Consider the following 15,115-nt stretch of genomic DNA (forward strand, 5'->3'; position numbering starts at 1 on the left):
GGGGGTGGTCTCAGCCTACGCGGGCTGCAGGCCGAGGGCGATGTCGCCCGGACGGACCGGGGACGGCAGGTTCGTCCGGCCCATGAGGTACTCGTCCACGGCGGCCGCCGCGGCACGTCCCTCGGCGATCGCCCAGACGATCAGGGACTGGCCACGACCGGCGTCGCCGGCGACGAACACTCCGGGAGCGGTCGACTGGTAGTCGTCACCGCGTTCGACGTTGCCGCGGCCCGTGAACACGGTACCCAGCTGGCTCTCGAGGGCGCTGCGCTCCGGGCCGGTGAAACCCATCGCGATGAGGACGAGGTCTGCGGGGATCTCGCGCTCCGTGCCGCTCTTGGGGACGCGTCTGCCGTCGGCGAGGTACTCCGTCTCGGCGAGGCGCAGCGCGCGCACCTCACCGGCGTCGTTGCCCAGGAACTCGACGGTGGATGCCAGGTAGGCACGCTCACCGCCCTCCTCGTGCGCCGAAGCGACCTCGAAGAGCGTCGGCATCATCGGCCACGGCTGGTGGTCGGGCCTCTCGGCGGGCGGCTGCTTGCCGATCGCGAGGTTCGTCACGCTGAGGGCGCCCTGTCGGTGCGCCGTCCCGATGCAGTCCGCCCCGGTGTCGCCACCGCCGATCACGATGACGTGCTTGCCCTCGGCGTGGATCTGGTGCGGGACCTGGTCGCCCGCGACGGCCTTGTTCGACTCGATGAGGTACTCCATCGCGAAGTGCACGCCGTCGAAGTCGCGCCCGGGGATCCCGAGTTCGCGCGGCACGGTGGAGCCGGTCGCGATGACCACGGCGTCGTAACGCGCCCGGAGGTCCTCCCACGTGATGTCCTTGCCGATCTCGACCCCGGCGCGGAAGCGCGTGCCCTCGTCCTGCATCTGACGCAGCCGCGCCTCGAGGTGGCGCTTCTCCATCTTGAAGTCGGGGATGCCGTAGCGCAGGAGTCCGCCGATCCGGTCGTCGCGCTCGAACACGGCGACGGTGTGGCCCGCGCGCGTGAGCTGCTGGGCGGCGGCGAGACCGGCGGGACCGGACCCGACGACGGCGACCGTCTTGCCGGTGAGGCGCGCGGGCGGCTCCGCCTCGACCCACCCGTTCGCGAACGCATCGTCGATCGTCGCGACCTCGATCTGCTTGATCGTGACGGCGGGCTGGTTGATGCCGAGCACGCACGAGCTCTCGCAGGGCGCCGGGCACAGGCGTCCGGTGAACTCGGGGAAGTTGTTGGTCGCGTGCAGCCGCTCGATGGCCGCACGTCCCTCCCCGCGCCAGATCAGGTCGTTCCACTCCGGAATGAGGTTGCCCAGCGGGCAGCCCTTGTGACAGAACGGGATGCCGCAGTCCATGCACCGGCCGGCCTGGCGACGGAGCACGGCCGAATCGCCCGGCTCGTACACCTCTTTCCAGTCCATGATGCGGACGGGGACGGGTCGGCGCGGCGGGAGCTCGCGCTCGGTGTTCTTCAGGAAGCCCTTCGGGTCAGCCACCGGTCACCTCCAGGATGCGGGTCCAGACGACGTCGCCGTCGGGGTCGAGCCCCTCGGCGACGGCGTCGGTACGGGTCTTCAGCACCGCGGCGTAGTCGCGCGGCAGGACGCGGACGAAGTTGTCCGCTTCGGTCTCGAAGTCTTCGAGCAGGGATGCCGCGAGCGTCGAGCCGGTCTCGGCGACATGCTGCTCGAGCAGATCGCGGAGCATCTCGACGTCGCCCGATCCGAGCTCCAGGAGCTCGAGCTCGCCCGAGGCGAGGGCATCGCGGTTGACGAGGTCCTCGTCGAGCTTGTAGATGTACGCCGCGCCGCCCGACATCCCCGCGCCGAGGTTCCGGCCGGTCGGTCCGAGGATGACGGCGAGTCCACCCGTCATGTACTCCAGAGCGTGGTCGCCCACGCCCTCCACGACCGCGGTCGCACCGGAGTTGCGCACGAGGAACCGCTCGCCGACGACGCCGCGCAGGAACAGGGTGCCCTGGGTCGCGCCATAGCCGATGACGTTGCCCGCGATGACGTTCTGGGAGGCGTCGAAGGAGGCATCCCGCGGCGGGCGGACGACGATCTGTCCGCCCGAGAGACCCTTGCCGACGTAGTCGTTGGAGTCTCCCTCGAGGCGGAGCGTGATGCCCGCCGGCAGGAAGGCGCCGAAGGACTGCCCCGCCGAACCGGTGAGGTTCACCTCGATCGTGCCGGCCGGGAGCCCGTGCTCGCCCTGCGCGAGGGTGACGCGGTTGCCGAGCATGGTGCCCACCGCGCGCTCCGTGTTGCGGATCGGAAGGTCGACGCGGAAGTGACCGCCGTGCGCGATCACATCCTGCGCCTGCGCGATGATCGGCACGTCGAAGTGCTTGTCGAGCTCGTGATCCTGGTCACGCGCGTGGCGACGGGGCACGTCGGACGCGAACGCGGGGCCGTCGAGGATCGGTGCGAGGTCGAGACCGCTCGCCTTCCAGTGCTCGATCGCGCCGTTCACATCCAGCAGATCGTTCCGCCCGATCGCCTCGTCGAGGGAGCGGAACCCGAGCTCGGCGAGGTATTCGCGCACCTCCTGCGCGAGGTACTGCATGAAGGTGACGACGAACTCCGGCTTGCCGGTGAAGCGGCTGCGCAGCACGGGGTTCTGGGTGGCGACGCCCACGGGGCAGGTGTCGAGGTGGCAGACGCGCATCATGATGCACCCCTCCACGACGAGAGCCGTCGTGGCGAACCCGTACTCCTCGGCGCCCAGCAGGGCGGCGATGATGACGTCGCGTCCCGTCTTGAGCTGGCCGTCGGCCTGGACGACGACGCGGTCGCGCATGTCGTTGAGCATGAGCGTCTGCTGGGTCTCGGCGAGGCCGAGCTCCCACGGCGTCCCCGCGTGCTTGAGCGAGTTCAACGGGCTCGCGCCGGTGCCGCCGTCATGCCCCGAGACGAGGATGACGTCGGCGAGGGCCTTGGCGGTGCCGGCCGCGACCGCGCCGATGCCCGACTGGCTCACGAGCTTGACGTGCACGCGGGCCTCGGGGTTCGCGCGCTTGAGGTCGAAGATCAGCTGCTTCAGGTCTTCGATCGAGTAGATGTCGTGGTGCGGCGGCGGCGAGATGAGGCCTACGCCGGGTGTGCCGCCGCGGGTGCGCGCGATCCACGGATAGACCTTCCCGGGGGGCAGCTGGCCGCCCTCGCCGGGCTTCGCCCCCTGAGCGAGCTTGATCTGGATGTCCTCCGCGTGTGTCAGGTACATGCTCGTGACGCCGAAGCGCCCCGAGGCGACCTGCTTGATCGCGCTGCGGCGCTCGGGGTCCAGCAGTCGCTCGACGTCCTCACCGCCCTCGCCCGTGTTCGACTTCGCACCGATTGAGTTCATCGCGATGGCGAGCGTCTCGTGCGCTTCCTTGGAGATCGATCCGTAGCTCATCGCGCCGGTCGAGAAGCGCCTGACGATGGACTCCACCGGCTCGACCTCGTCGATCGGGACCGGGGTGCGCTCCCCCGTCTTGAGGCGGAACATGCCGCGCAGCGTCTTCAGCTCCGCCGCCTGGTCGTCGACGAGCTTCGTGTACTCGCGGAAGATGTCGTACCGCCGGGCGCGCGTCGAATGCTGCAGGCGGAAGACCGTGTCCGGCGTGAACAGGTGCGGGGCGCCGTCGCGACGCCACTGGTACTCGCCGCCGGTCCACAGCCGCTCGTGGGCGCGCGCCGCTCCGTCCTCCGGGTAGGCGTAGTCGTGACGTGCCTCGTTCTCCGCCGCGATCTCGCGGATGCCGATGCCGCCGAGCTTCGTCTCGGTGCCGGTGAAGTACTTCTCAACGACGTCCTGCGACAGGCCCACCGCTTCGAACACCTGCGAGCCGGCGTACGAGGACACGGTCGAGATGCCCATCTTCGACATGATCTTCAGGACGCCCTTGCCGAGCGCGTAGATCAGGTTCTTCACGGCCTTCTCCGGCGTCACGCCGGTGATGAAGCCGGCGCGCACGAGGTACTCGACGGTCTCCATCGCGAGATACGGGTTCACGGCGGAGGCCCCGTACCCGATGAGCGTCGCGACGTGGTGCACTTCGCGCACATCGCCCGCCTCGACCACGAGTCCGACCTTCATGCGGTTCTCGCGGCGGATGAGGTGGTGGTGCACGGCGGAGAGCATGAGCAGCGACGGGATCGGGACGAGATCCTTGTTCGAGTCGCGGTCGCTCAGGATGAGGAACTCGGCGCCCTGGGCGATCGCCTCGTCGACCTCGTCGCAGATCTCGTCGAGGCGGTGTTCCAGGGCATCCGTCGTCTTGTCGAGGTGGTAGAGCCCGCGGATCGTCGCCGACCGTCGACCCGGCAGGGCCTTGTCGATGTTCTGGAGCTTGGCCAGCTCGTCGTTGTCGATCACGGGGAAGTCCAGCGTGATCGTGCGCGTGTGGTCCGGCCCCCACTCCAGCAGGTTCCGCTCGGGACCGAGCCCGAGGGCGAGGGAGGTGACGACCTCTTCGCGGATGGAGTCGAGCGGCGGGTTGGTCACCTGCGCGAACTGCTGAACGAAGTAGTCGAACAGCAGGCGGGGCCGCTCGCTGAGGACGGCGATCGGCGCGTCGGAGCCCATCGCACCGAGCGGCTCGGCGCCGTTCTGCCCCATCGGGGTCAGGAGGATCCGAACCTCCTCCTCGGTGTACCCGAACGTGCGCTGGCGACGGGTGATGGAGGCGATCGGGTGGACGATGTGCTCGCGCTCGGGAAGGTCCTTGAGGCGGACGCGACCGGCATCCAGCCACTCCTGCCAGGGCTGCAGGGTGGAGAGGTCGCGCTTGACCTCCTCGTCCTCGATGATGCGGCGCTGCGCCGTGTCGACGAGGAACATGCGTCCGGGGCGCAGGCGCCCGCGGCGCTTGATGCGCTCAGGGGCGAAGTCGAGGACGCCCGTCTCGGAGCCGATCACGACGAGTCCGTCGGTCGTCTCAGTCCAGCGTCCGGGGCGCAGCCCGTTGCGGTCGAGGGTGGCGCCCACGAGGGTGCCGTCGGTGAAGATGAGCGCGGCCGGCCCGTCCCACGGCTCCATCTGCATCGAGTGGTACTCGTAGAAGGCGCGCAGGTCGGGGTCCATATCGGCCTGCTTCTCGTAGGCCTCGGGCACCATCATCATGACCGCGTGGGGCAGGCTGCGACCGGTGAGGGTCAGCAGCTCCAGCACCTCGTCGAAGGATGCCGAGTCGCTCGCGCCCCCCGTGCAGATGGGAAGGAGCGGGCGGATGTCGCCGACCAGCTCGGACTCGAGCTGGGACTGGCGGGCGCGCATCCAGTTGCGGTTGGCGCCCACCGTGTTGATCTCGCCGTTGTGGGCGAGCATGCGCAGCGGCTGAGCGAGCGGCCACGACGGGAACGTGTTCGTGGAGTAGCGCGAGTGGACGACCGCGAGCTCCGAGGCGAAGCGCTCGTCGGAGAGGTCGGGATAGAACGGCTCGAGCTGCAGGGTCGTGACCATGCCCTTGTACCCGAGAGTGCGAGAGCTCAGCGAGACGAAGTACGCGTCGTGCTCGCGGCGGGCGCGCTTGCGCAGCCGGTAGACGCGGCGGTCGAGCTCGATCCCGCTCAGGGCCGGCGCGTCGCCGACGGCGGGGCGCGAGACGAAGAGCTGCTCGAATGCGGGCCGCGCGGCGTGCGCGAGCTTGCCGAGGTGCTCCTCCTCGGTCGGCACGTCCCGCCAGCCGAGGACCGTGAGCCCTTCGGATGCCGCGATCGTCTCGACACCGGCCTTGACGGCCGCACGCGCCTCCTCCTCCAACGGAAGAAACGCGAGTCCGGCGGCGTACTCGCCCACGGGCGGCAGGTCGAAGTCCGTCACCTCGCGCAGGAAGGCGTCCGGCATCTGCGTGAGGATGCCCGCACCGTCGCCGGTGCCCGCATCCGAACCGATCGCGCCACGGTGCTCGAGGTTGCGCAGAGCCTCGAGCGCGAGGGACACGATGTCGTGGCCCGGCTCGCCGCGCAGGGTCGCGACCATGGCGAGCCCACAGGCATCCTTCTCGAATGCGGGGTTGTACATCCCTTGCTTGGCGGGGAAACCGCCGGGGATTGTCGACTCACGACGGGTACTCGGTGCCATACCAACCGTCCTCAATGATCTTGCTGAAGCTGGGGACGACGTCGGCCCGAAATCAAGCAGGGTGTATGTCAAGCAGGGTGTCTAGCGTGTTACTTCGAGGCGACGGCGCTTGTGGCGGTGTCCGCAGCGAGCTCGGACGTCGGGGGTGCGCTGACGTCGACGAACTCGTCGGTGTTCTGTGATTGTACATTCCCGCTGCGGTTCCCCTCGCGCCCGGGCTGGTAGGGCGAGGGCTCGAGCCCCGGGTGGCGGCGCTTCTGCACGAAGAAGATGACGATGCCCACCGCGACGCCGAAGATCGCGGCCCACACGTTGGTGCGAAGGCCGAAGAAGACCTCGCTCGGGTCGATGCGGATCGACTCCCACACGATGCGGCCCGCGCCGTACCAGATGAGATAGAGAGCGAACAGCCGCCCCCACTGCAGGGTGAAGCGCTTCCCGGCCCAGAGGAGGAAGAGGACGCCGAGGCTGTTCCAGATGACCTCGTAGAGGAACGTCGGGTGGAAGAGCGTGCCCTCGGGAAGTCCCGCGGGCCATGCCGGGTTCGGGTAGGCGATCTCGAGGCCCCAGGGGAGGTTCGTGGGGAGGCCGTAGAGCTCCTGGTTGAACCAGTTGCCGAAGCGCCCGAGCGCCTGCGCGAGCAGCAGTCCCGGAGCGAGGGCGTCGGCGAAGGTCCAGAAGCGGATACCGGTCCACTTGCAGCCGAGCCAGGCGCCGATCGCACCGCCGATGAGGGCGCCGAAGATGGCGATGCCGCCCTCCCAGATGCGGAAGATCGCCCAGATGTCCTTGCCCTCGCCGAAGTAGAACCCCCAGTGGGTGACGACGTGGAAGATGCGGGCGCCGATGATGGCGAGCGGCACCGCGATGAGGCAGATGTCGATCACGACCCACGGCTCGGCGCCGCGCGCGGTCAGACGGCGGTTCGTCAGGAACGCCGCGACCACGATGCCCGTGAGGATGCACAGGGCGTAGAAGTGGATCGTCAGCGGCCCGACCTGGAACGAGCTGATCGGCGGGCTGGGAATCGACGCGGCGACGGAAAGGGAGGCAAGCACGAGGGGAAGTCTACTTCGACGCCCGAGCGGTCCCCGCGGCCAGCGCGCGCGCCTCGGCCGCGAGCCCGTCGATGCCGCCGTCGCGCAGCGCGCGCACGAGGGCGGTGCCGACGATCGCGCCGTCCGCGTACTCCACCACCCCGGCGACCTGGTCGGGGGTGGAGATGCCGATTCCGACGCACGCGTTCTCGACGCCGTGCTCGCGCAGGCGCGCGACGAGGGTGCGGGCGGCGGCATCCAATTCGGCGCGCTCCCCCGTGATCCCCATCGTCGAGACCGTGTACACGAAGCCGGTCGAGGCGCGCGCGATGGTCGCAAGCCGTTCGTCGGTCGAGGTCGGCGCCGCGAGGAACACGCGGTCAAGGCCCGTGCGCTCCGACGCTGCGATCCACTCGGCGGCCGCATCGGGTGTGATGTCGGGGGTGATGAGGCCGGCGCCGCCGGCTGCGACCAGCTCGTCGGCGTAGCGGTCCACGCCGTACTGCAGGACCGGGTTCCAATACGTCATGACGAGGATCGGGACGTCGACGCGCGCGGCGATCTCCCGCACGGCGGTGAACGTGTCGCGAAGGCGGAAACCCGCCGCCAGGGCCGCCTGAGTGGCCTCCTGGATGACCGGGCCGTCCATCACGGGGTCGGAATACGGCGGCCCGAGCTCGAGGACGTCGGCGCCCGCCTCGGCGAGGGCGACCGCGGCGTCGATCGAGGTCTGGAGGTCGGGATAGCCGAGAGGCAGATACCCGACGAACGCGCCACGCCCGGCCGCGCGGGCGGCCGCGATGGCGTCGTGGACCCGGCTCACAGCTCGGTCCCCTCGCCCTTGGCGCCGTCGGCCGGCGGGGGGCTCTGCACGGGATCCGCCCCCTCGTCGTACAGGCCGAACCACTGCGCCGCGGTGTCCATGTCCTTATCGCCGCGACCGGAGAGGCTCACGGCGATGATGGCATCCGGACCCAGCTCGCGCCCGATCCGGAGGGCGCCGGCGAGGGCGTGCGCGGACTCGATCGCCGGGATGATGCCCTCGGTGCGGCTCAGCAGGCGCAGCGCGTCCATCGCCTCGGCGTCGGTGGCCGGGATGTACTCCGCGCGCCCGATGTCGGAGAGCCAGGCGTGCTCGGGGCCGACGCCGGGGTAGTCGAGCCCGGCGGAGATCGAGTGCGATTCGATCGTCTGGCCGTCCTCGTCCTGCAGGACGTACGTCTTCGCGCCGTGGAGCACACCCGGACGCCCGCGTTCGATCGATGCCGCGTGCTGATCCGTGTCGACGCCGTCTCCGGCCGCCTCGACGCCGTACAGCTTCACGTCCTCGTCGTCGAGGAAGGCATCGAACATGCCGATCGCGTTCGACCCGCCGCCGACGCACGCGACGACGGCGTCAGGGAGCCGTCCGGTCTCGTTGAGCAGCTGCTCGCGGGCCTCCTCCGAGATGATCTTCTGGAAGTCGCGCACCATCGCCGGGAACGGATGCGGGCCGGCCGCCGTGCCGAAGATGTAGTTCGTCGTCTCGACCGAGGCCACCCAGTCGCGGTAGGCCTCGTTGATGGCATCCTTCAGCGTCCGCGATCCGGTCGTGACGGGCACGACCTCCGCGCCGAGGAGGCGCATGCGCGCGACGTTGAGGGCCTGGCGCTCGGTGTCGACCTCGCCCATGTAGATCGTGCACTCGAAGCCGAACAGGGCGGCGGCGGTGGCCGTCGCGACGCCGTGCTGGCCGGCGCCCGTCTCGGCGATCACGCGGGTCTTGCCCAGGCGCCGGGTGAGCAGCGCCTGGCCGAGCACATTGTTGATCTTGTGCGAGCCGGTGTGGTTCAGGTCTTCGCGCTTGAGGAAGACCCGCGCGCCCCCGGCGTGCTCGGCGAACCTCTGCACCTCGGTGAGCGCGGACGGCCGCCCGGCGTACGAGTGCAGCAGCGCGGTCAGCTCGGCGGCGAAGGCCGGATCGACCTTCGCCGCGTCGTACTCTGCCGTCAGCTCGTCGATCGCGGCGATGAGCGACTCGGGCATGTAGCGCCCGCCGAACTCGCCGAAGAAGGGGCCGTGCTCATCGCGCAGGCTCGTGGTCACGTCGACTCGATTCGCTCACTCGGTACGGGCATGGATCCGGCCTCCAGGAAGGCATGCAGGGTGGTCACCGGATCGTTCGTCACCAGCGCCTCGCCCACGAGCACGACGTCGGCGCCCGCGCGACGGTAGTGCGCGACGTCGGCGGGGGCGAGCACGGCGGACTCCGCGATCTTCACGGCGTCCGCCGGGAAGTGCTCGGCCAGCGAGCCGAAGAGGTCGCGGTCGAGTTCGAAGGTGGAGAGGTTGCGGGCGTTCACGCCGATGAGCCGAGCGCCGAGGTCGCCGGCACGGTCGAGCTCGTCGCGCGAGTGCGTCTCGACGAGCGGCGTCATCCCGAGATCGAGGACGAGACCGTGGAGCTCACGCAGAAGGGGCTGCTCGAGCGCCGCGACGATGAGGAGGACGAGGTCTGCGCCGGATGCCCGGGCCTCGAGCACCTGGTACGGCGTCGCGATGAAGTCCTTGCGCAGCACGGGCACCGAGACGCGGGCCTTCACCGCTTCGAGGTCGGCGAGAGAGCCCTTGAACTTCCGGCCCTCGGTGAGGACGGAGATCGCCGAGGCGCCCCCGTTCTCGTAGCGCGCCGCTTGGAGGGCGGGGTCGGGGATGTCGGCGAGGTCGCCGCGCGACGGGCTCGCGCGCTTGACCTCCGCGATGATCTTCACGCGATCGGCGGGGGCGAGGGCAGCGAGGGCGTCGAGCGCCGGCGCCTGAGCGAGCGCGTCGCGCTCCACGTCGGCGAGCGGTCGGGCCGCGGCGCGGGCCTCGGCATCCTCCACCGCGCCGGCGGTGAGGCCTGCCAGCATGATCAGTGCTGCTTCGGCTTGTACTTGTCGCCGTAGGCGCCGTAGCCGGCCTTGGCCATGGCCCAGCCGACGATCGCGCCGACGACCAGCAGACCGGCGGAGGCCCAGACGAGCACCGGCATGTCGAACCAGAAGAACACCGTGCCGAGCGTCACCGCCAGGAGCATGATCACAACGGCGGTCCAGGCGGCCGGGGAGTGTCCGTGGCCGGGGTCGTCGATGCTGCTCATGATTCTCCTTCTGCCGAAAAGGCGTGGGGCGGGTGCGCTCCCCAGTCTAGCGGGCGGTGGGATCGTCTCCGTGCGACAGATCGTCCCACGAATCGATCGCCCGGTCGCGAGTGGCGTCGTGCGGGCGCGCGCCGGCCGACACGTGCTCGCTCGCGCCCTCGCGTTCGTAGCGGCGGCCGCCCGCGCGCCACCGGTGCGCGGTGACGAGCGTGAACACCCCGCCGGCCAGGATGAGAAGGCCCGCGACGGCCGCGGCGAACGGCCACGCGGAGCCGGTGATCCCCTCGACGAGGTCGCCGATCGCCTTCGCCCCGGAGAGGCCCGTCGACGTGGTCACGACGGAGGCGACCGCGTCCACGGGGTGCTGGGTCCCGACACGCACGGCGCCGATGAGGAGGGCCGCGCCGATGACGAGGGCGAGGATGCCGAAGGCGTACCGCAGCACCCGCCCGACCACCGTGAGGGCCAGACCGAGGGCGAGCGCGGCGAGGCTCAGCGGCGCCAGCAGCGGCATCGCCGCCGCGCCGGAGACGGGCAGCGGCTCGGTCGCGCCCGCGCGCAGGGTGACCTCGAGCCAGGTCTGGGTGGAGGAGACGATGGCGATCGCTCCCCCGAGGACGATCGCCAGGACGGCCAGGACGCGGGCGCGAGCGATCATGATGCGGACCGTGCGTCGCCGGGGTGCCCCTCGACGGGCGCGAGGTCGTCGGCGTCGAAGCAGGTCCGATCCCCGGTGTGGCAGGCGGCGCCGATCTGCTCGACGCTGATGAGCAGCGTGTCGCCGTCGCAGTCCAGGCGTGCGCCCTTGACGTACTGCGCGTGGCCCGAGGTGTCGCCCTTGCGCCAGTACTCCCGCCGTGAGCGGGACCAGAACGTGACGCGCCCCTCGGTGAGCGTGCGACGGAGCGCCTCGGCATCCATCCACCCGAGCATGAGCACGTCGCGGGTGTCGTGCTGCTGGATGATCGCGGGGACGAGGCCGTCGGCGTTCCAGGACACGCGCCCCTCGACGAGCTCGGGGGCCGGGGTCGGCGCGGGGGCCGGGGTCGGCGCGGGGAGCGGGGTCGGCGCGGAGGTGGGGTCGCTCATGCGCGCACCTCGATGCCGTCCGCGACGAGCGCGTCCTTCACATCGCCGATCGTGAGCTGCCCGGAGTGGAAGACGGATGCCGCGAGCACGGCGTCGGCGCCGGCGTGGATCGCCGGAGCGAAGTCCCCCACCGCGCCCGCTCCCCCGGAGGCGATCACCGGGACCGAGGAGATCTCACGCATCAGCGCGACGAGCTCGAGGTCGAAGCCGTCCTTGGTGCCGTCGGCGTCGATCGAGTTGACGAGCAGCTCGCCCGCACCGCGGTCGATGGCCTCGCACGCCCAGTCGAGCGCGTCGAGCGCGGTCAGCGTGCGTCCGCCGTGCGTCGTGACGACGAAGCCCGAGTGGGTGCCGGGCGCGCGCTTGACGTCGAGCGACAGGACGAGCACCTGCGCACCGAAGCGGTCGGCGATCTCTCCCACGAGAGCCGGGCGCGCGATCGCCGCCGAGTTGACGCCGACCTTGTCCGCACCGACCGCGAGAAGGCGCGCCACGTCGTCGGCCGAGCGCACTCCCCCGCCCACCGTCAGGGGGATGAAGACCTCTTCGGCGGTGCGGCGGACGACGTCGTACGTCGTCGCGCGGTCATCGACCGTCGCGGTCACGTCGAGGAAGGTCAGCTCGTCCGCCCCCTGCGCGAAGTACAGCGCGGCGAGTTCCACAGGATCGCCCATGTCGCGCAGGTTCTCGAAGTTCACGCCCTTCACGACGCGCCCCGCGGCGACGTCGAGGCACGGGATGACCCGACGGGCGAGGGTCATCAGAGCCTCGCGTTGTGGATCGGGGTCACGAGGATCGCGCGCGCGCCGATCGCGTACAGCGCGTCCATGACCTGGTTCACCGTGCGGCGCGGGCTCATGACGCGCACCGCGACCCAGCCCTCGTCCCGGAGCGGCGAGATCGTGGGCGACTCGATGCCGGGCGCGAGGGCGACCGCCTCGTCGACGAGGTGCGCGGGGAGGTCGTAGTCGATCATCACGTACTGACGGGCGACCATCACGCCCCGCAGGCGTCGCAGGAGCGTCTCGGCGTCTGCGCCGACGGTGGGCGACCCGATGAGGACGGCCTCGGAGCGCAGGATCTCGGGTCCGAAGACCTCCAGGCCCGCCTGCTTGAGGGTCGTGCCGGTCTCGACGACATCGGCGATCGCATCGGCGACGCCGAGCTCGATCGCCGACTCCACCGCCCCGTCGAGCGGGACGAGGTCGGCGGCGACGCCGTGGCCGTCGAGGAAGGCATCCACGAGCCCCGGGTAGGAGGTCGCGATGCGGACCCCCTCGAGGTCGGCGACATCGGTGTACGCCCCCGGACGCCCCGCGAAGCGGAACGTCGAGCGGGCGAAGCCGAGGCTCTCGATCTCGCGGGCGCCCGGCATGCGGGCATCCAGCAGCAGGTCACGGCCGGTGACGCCCACATCGAGCGCGCCCGACCCGACGTAGGTCGCGATGTCCTTGGGACGCAGGTAGAAGAATTCGACCTCGTTGACGGGGTCGATGACGTGCAGGTCCTTCGGATCGCGGCGGCCGGTGTACCCGGCCTCCGCGAGCATCTCGGCGGTGGTGTCGGCGAGCGACCCCTTGTTCGGCACGGCGATTCGCAGCATGTCGCGGGAGCTTTCGTAGTGGGAGCGTCGGTGAGCGGAGGGCGCGCTCAGAGATGTCGGTAGACGTCCTCGAGGCGCAGGCCCTTGGCCAGCATCAGCACCTGCAGGTGGTAGAGCAGCTGGGAGATCTCCTCCGCCGTCTCGGCATCCGACTGGTACTCGGCCGCCATCCAGACCTCGGCCGCCTCCTCGACGATCTTCTTGCCGATCGCGTGGACGCCGCGATCGAGCTGGGCGACCGTCCCCGAACCCTCGGGACGGGCAGCGGCGGTGGCGGTCAGCTCCGCGAACAGTCCGTCGAACGTCTTCACTCTGACAGGCTACCGGTCCGCGCGACCTCCCGAGGTCGCGGCGATATGGTCGCCCTATGGACCCCGTGACGCAGCTGCTGGAGGACGTGCTCGCCGATGTCCGCGGTGAAGACGCCGGCGCGGTCGCCGACTACATCCCCGAGCTCGCCCGTGCGGATGCCTCCCGGCTCGCCCTCGCGGTCACCGGCCCCGCCGGCGGGACGATCGCCGTGGGCGACGCGGACGCGGAGTTCTCCATCCAGTCGATCTCGAAGCCGTTCGTCTTCGCGCTGGTGCTCGACGCCCTCGGCCGCGACGAGGTGCTGCGCCATGTCGGGGTGGAGCCCAGCGGCGAGCCGTTCAACGCCATCAGCCTCGAGGAGTCCACGGGGCGCCCGGCCAACCCGCTCATCAACGCGGGCGCGATCGCCGTGACGGGTCTCGTCCCGGGCACGGACCTCGAGGAGCGCTCCGCCCGCATCGTCGCGGGGCTCTCCGCCTTCGCGGGGCGGAGCCTCACCGTCGACGAGGACGTGTACGCGTCCGAGTCCGCCACCGGGGAGCGCAACCGTGCGCTCGCCCACCTCCTGCGGTCGTACGACATCCTCCACGGCGATCCGCACGTGAGCGTCGAGGCGTACTTCCGCCAGTGCGCGACCCTCGTCACCGTCACGGACGTGTCGGTGATGGCGGGGACCCTCGCCTTCGGCGGGCGCAATCCCGTGACCGGCGAGAAGGTGATCTCAGCCCGGACCGCGCGCGACGTCGTCTCCCTCATGACCAGCTGCGGGATGTACGACGGTTCGGGGTCCTGGCTCCTCCGGGTCGGGCTCCCGGCCAAGAGCGGGGTGTCCGGAGGCATCCTGGCGCTCGCTCCCTCCCAGTTCGGCGTCGCGGTGATGAGCCCCCGCCTCGACGTCCACGGCAACAGCACCCGGGGGCGCCTTGTGCTGGAGCGACTGTCGGACGAGCTCGGGATGCACGTGTTCGATCAGCACACGGCGATCGCGACGCCGCGCGTGTCGGTCGAGCACGACTCCGACGGAACGATGCGCGTGGGCCTCGAGGGCGAGTTGTCCTTCAGCGGCGCCGAGCGGGTCCTCGCAGCCCTGCGCGGGATCGAGGTGGCTGCCGACGTGCCGCACCTGGTGGTCGACGTCCGCGGCCTGTCGCAGCTGCATCCTGCGGCGCTCGCGGTGCTCCGCGCGCAGGTGGGGCGCCTGGGCGGTGAGGTCCGCGTCGACTGATCAGTGGGCGTGGGCGGATGCCTCCTCGCGCAGCGCCGCGATGGCGGCGGCGGGGTCGGCGGCGCCGAACACGGCCGACCCGGCGACGAAGGTGTCGGCACCGGCCTCCGCCGCCTGCGCGATGGTCGACGCCGAGATCCCACCGTCCACCTGGAGCCACACCTGCGATCCGCGGCGGCGCGCCTCGGCCTGGAGGCGCGCGAGCTTGGGCATCTGATCGGACATGAAGGACTGGCCGCCGAAGCCCGGTTCGACGGTCATGACGAGGATCTGATCGAACTCGTCGAGCACCTCGAACAGGCCCTCGACCGGGGTCGCGGGCTTGACGGCGACGCCCGCGCGCGCGCCGATGTCGCGCAGACGCCGCGCCAGGCTGATCGGGTCGGCCGCCGCCTCCAGGTGGAACGTGACCGATGCCGCCCCGATCTCGGCGTACCCGGGGGCCCAGCGGTCGGGATCGGTGATCATCAGGTGCACGTCCAGGGGCACGGGGCTCGTGGCCTGGATCCGCTCGACCATCTGCGGGCCGAAGGTGAGGTTCGGGACGAAGTGGTTGTCCATCACGTCGACATGCACGAAGTCCGCGTTCGCGATCCGCTGGAGGTCCGTCTGCATGTTGACGAAGTCGGCCGACAGGATGCTGGGGTTGATTCGCGCCACGGGCCCATTA

The 15,115-nt window shown here is 70.7% G+C and carries 14 protein-coding genes; 1 reads left to right on the plus strand and 13 read right to left on the minus strand.

Annotated elements, in window-relative coordinates; all coding sequences use genetic code 11:
* Positions 1-15: 15 nt before the first annotated feature.
* The 12 genes from J0P97_RS10925 to J0P97_RS10980 form a co-directional block, all read right to left on the minus strand.
* Positions 16-1,485 carry a glutamate synthase subunit beta gene (locus J0P97_RS10925; RefSeq protein WP_215487820.1) on the minus strand — a complete coding sequence of 490 codons (1,470 nt, stop codon included), beginning with the start codon at positions 1,483-1,485 and terminating at the stop codon, positions 16-18.
* Positions 1,478-6,058: a glutamate synthase large subunit gene (gltB, locus tag J0P97_RS10930; protein WP_215487821.1), complete on the minus strand. Its 4,581-nt coding sequence runs from the start codon at positions 6,056-6,058 to the stop codon at positions 1,478-1,480. The genes J0P97_RS10925 and gltB overlap by 8 nt, the downstream gene beginning before the upstream one ends.
* Positions 6,059-6,147: 89 nt before the next feature.
* Complete coding sequence (lgt, locus tag J0P97_RS10935; RefSeq protein ID WP_215487822.1) at positions 6,148-7,116, minus strand: prolipoprotein diacylglyceryl transferase; 969 nt, start codon at positions 7,114-7,116, stop codon at positions 6,148-6,150.
* Positions 7,117-7,126: 10 nt separating this feature from the next.
* Entirely contained in the window at positions 7,127-7,918 is a 792-nt protein-coding gene (gene trpA / locus J0P97_RS10940) for a tryptophan synthase subunit alpha (RefSeq protein WP_215487823.1), read from the minus strand.
* Positions 7,915-9,180 (minus strand): tryptophan synthase subunit beta, encoded by a 1,266-nt coding sequence (gene trpB, locus J0P97_RS10945; RefSeq protein WP_308163544.1) that lies wholly within the window; start codon positions 9,178-9,180, stop codon positions 7,915-7,917. Before trpB ends, trpA begins: the two co-directional genes overlap by 4 nt.
* On the minus strand, positions 9,177-9,986 hold the full coding sequence (trpC, locus tag J0P97_RS10950; RefSeq protein ID WP_215487824.1) for an indole-3-glycerol phosphate synthase TrpC: 810 nt from the start codon (positions 9,984-9,986) through the stop codon (positions 9,177-9,179). Before trpC ends, trpB begins: the two co-directional genes overlap by 4 nt.
* A gap of 2 nt (positions 9,987-9,988) precedes the next feature.
* The gene (locus J0P97_RS10955; protein ID WP_246540239.1) at positions 9,989-10,216 is read right to left on the minus strand and encodes a DUF6704 family protein; all 228 of its coding nucleotides are present in this window, start codon (positions 10,214-10,216) and stop codon (positions 9,989-9,991) included.
* 46 nt (positions 10,217-10,262) lie between these two features.
* Positions 10,263-10,874, minus strand: coding sequence for a Trp biosynthesis-associated membrane protein (locus tag J0P97_RS10960; RefSeq protein ID WP_215487825.1), 612 nt, complete (start codon positions 10,872-10,874; stop codon positions 10,263-10,265).
* Positions 10,871-11,305: a phosphoribosyl-AMP cyclohydrolase gene (gene hisI, locus J0P97_RS10965; RefSeq protein WP_246540240.1), complete on the minus strand. Its 435-nt coding sequence runs from the start codon at positions 11,303-11,305 to the stop codon at positions 10,871-10,873. The genes J0P97_RS10960 and hisI overlap by 4 nt, the downstream gene beginning before the upstream one ends.
* Positions 11,302-12,066, minus strand: coding sequence for an imidazole glycerol phosphate synthase subunit HisF (hisF, locus tag J0P97_RS10970; RefSeq protein ID WP_215487826.1), 765 nt, complete (start codon positions 12,064-12,066; stop codon positions 11,302-11,304). Before hisF ends, hisI begins: the two co-directional genes overlap by 4 nt.
* Entirely contained in the window at positions 12,066-12,908 is an 843-nt protein-coding gene (gene hisG, locus J0P97_RS10975) for an ATP phosphoribosyltransferase (protein WP_215487827.1), read from the minus strand. Before hisG ends, hisF begins: the two co-directional genes overlap by 1 nt.
* 47 nt (positions 12,909-12,955) lie before the next feature.
* Positions 12,956-13,219: a phosphoribosyl-ATP diphosphatase gene (locus tag J0P97_RS10980; RefSeq protein WP_215487828.1), complete on the minus strand. Its 264-nt coding sequence runs from the start codon at positions 13,217-13,219 to the stop codon at positions 12,956-12,958.
* A 56-nt stretch (positions 13,220-13,275) separates the two neighbouring features.
* Here J0P97_RS10980 and glsA point away from each other — a divergent pair, with 56 nt between their 5' ends.
* Positions 13,276-14,445, plus strand: coding sequence for a glutaminase A (glsA, locus tag J0P97_RS10985; protein ID WP_215487829.1), 1,170 nt, complete (start codon positions 13,276-13,278; stop codon positions 14,443-14,445).
* Here the strand turns inward: glsA and rpe are convergent, their stop codons facing one another.
* Positions 14,446-15,105, minus strand: a complete 660-nt coding sequence (gene rpe, locus J0P97_RS10990; RefSeq protein ID WP_282836627.1) for a ribulose-phosphate 3-epimerase — start codon at positions 15,103-15,105, stop codon at positions 14,446-14,448.
* Positions 15,106-15,115 lie beyond the last annotated feature (10 nt).

Source organism: Microbacterium flavum (assembly GCF_018717645.1).
Taxonomy (GTDB): Bacteria; Actinomycetota; Actinomycetes; order Actinomycetales; family Microbacteriaceae; genus Microbacterium; species Microbacterium flavum.

Excerpts from the sequence above, each read along its gene's own strand:
- gltB (WP_215487821.1), bottom strand. The coding sequence starts at position 6,058 with ATGGCACCGAGTACCCGTCGTGAGTCGACAATCCCCGGCGGTTTCCCC.
- trpC (WP_215487824.1), bottom strand. The coding sequence starts at position 9,986 with ATGCTGGCAGGCCTCACCGCCGGCGCGGTGGAGGATGCCGAGGCCCGC.
- J0P97_RS10955 (WP_246540239.1), bottom strand. The coding sequence starts at position 10,216 with ATGAGCAGCATCGACGACCCCGGCCACGGACACTCCCCGGCCGCCTGG.
- J0P97_RS10960 (WP_215487825.1), bottom strand. The coding sequence starts at position 10,874 with ATGATCGCTCGCGCCCGCGTCCTGGCCGTCCTGGCGATCGTCCTCGGG.
- hisI (WP_246540240.1), bottom strand. The coding sequence starts at position 11,305 with ATGAGCGACCCCACCTCCGCGCCGACCCCGCTCCCCGCGCCGACCCCG.
- hisF (WP_215487826.1), bottom strand. The coding sequence starts at position 12,066 with ATGACCCTCGCCCGTCGGGTCATCCCGTGCCTCGACGTCGCCGCGGGG.
- hisG (WP_215487827.1), bottom strand. The coding sequence starts at position 12,908 with ATGCTGCGAATCGCCGTGCCGAACAAGGGGTCGCTCGCCGACACCACC.
- glsA (WP_215487829.1), top strand. The coding sequence starts at position 13,276 with ATGGACCCCGTGACGCAGCTGCTGGAGGACGTGCTCGCCGATGTCCGC.